Origin of the sequence: Cellulomonas fimi, from assembly GCF_028527925.1 — a bacterium.
Taxonomy (GTDB): Bacteria; Actinomycetota; Actinomycetes; order Actinomycetales; family Cellulomonadaceae; genus Cellulomonas; species Cellulomonas fimi_C.
On record NZ_JAPESW010000121.1, the window covers coordinates 1 to 988 of the forward strand.

Below are 988 nucleotides of genomic sequence, written 5' to 3' on the forward strand. Positions count from 1 at the left end.
CCCGCACCTTGCCGTACGACGCGCCGTTCCCGCACGGCGTTGCGCACGTCGATCGCCGCGGCCGCCGCGACGCTCGTGCTCGGGACGGCGGTCGCGCTGCCCGCGCAGGCCGCCACGACCCTGAAGGAGGCCGCCGACGCCGCCGGGAAGGACATCGGCTTCGCGCTCGACCCGAACCGCCTGTCCGAGTCCGCGTACAAGTCGATCGCCGACACCGAGTTCAACCTCGTCGTCGCCGAGAACGCGATGAAGTGGGACGCGACCGAGCCGTCGCAGAACAGCTTCAGCTTCGGCGCGGGCGACCAGGTCGCGAGCTACGCCGCGGCCACCGGCAAGGAGCTGTACGGCCACACGCTCGTCTGGCACTCGCAGCTGCCGGACTGGGCGAAGAACCTCAACGGCAGCGCGTTCGAGAGCGCGATGGTCAACCACGTGACGAAGGTCGCCGACCACTTCGAGGGCAAGGTCGCGTCGTGGGACGTCGTCAACGAGGCGTTCGCCGACGGCGGCGGCCGGCGGCAGGACTCGCCGTTCCAGCAGAAGCTCGGCAACGGCTACATCGAGACGGCGTTCCGGGCCGCGCGCGCGGCCGACCCGACCGCGAAGCTCTGCATCAACGACTACAACGTCGAGGGCGTCAACGCGAAGAGCAACTCGCTCTACGACCTGGTGAAGGACTTCAAGGCGCGTGGTGTGCCGATCGACTGCGTCGGCTTCCAGTCGCACCTCATCGTCGGCCAGGTGCCCGGGGACTTCCGGCAGAACCTGCAGCGGTTCGCCGACCTCGGCGTCGACGTGCGCATCACCGAGCTCGACATCCGCATGCGGACGCCCTCGGACTCCTCCAAGCTCGCGACCCAGGCCGCCGACTACAAGAAGGTCGTCCAGGCCTGCCTGCAGGTGACCCGCTGCCAGGGCGTGACCATCTGGGGCATCACCGACAAGTACTCGTGGGTCCCGGACGTCTTCCCCGGTGAGGGCGCCGCCC

General features: G+C 69.5%; 1 protein-coding gene. It reads left to right on the forward strand.

Annotated elements, in window-relative coordinates; all coding sequences use genetic code 11:
• Positions 1-39: 39 nt before the first annotated feature.
• Positions 40-988, forward strand: a 949-nt coding sequence (locus OMK64_RS20030) for a glycoside hydrolase family 10 protein (RefSeq protein ID WP_272730109.1), incomplete at its 3' end; no start/stop codon positions are given.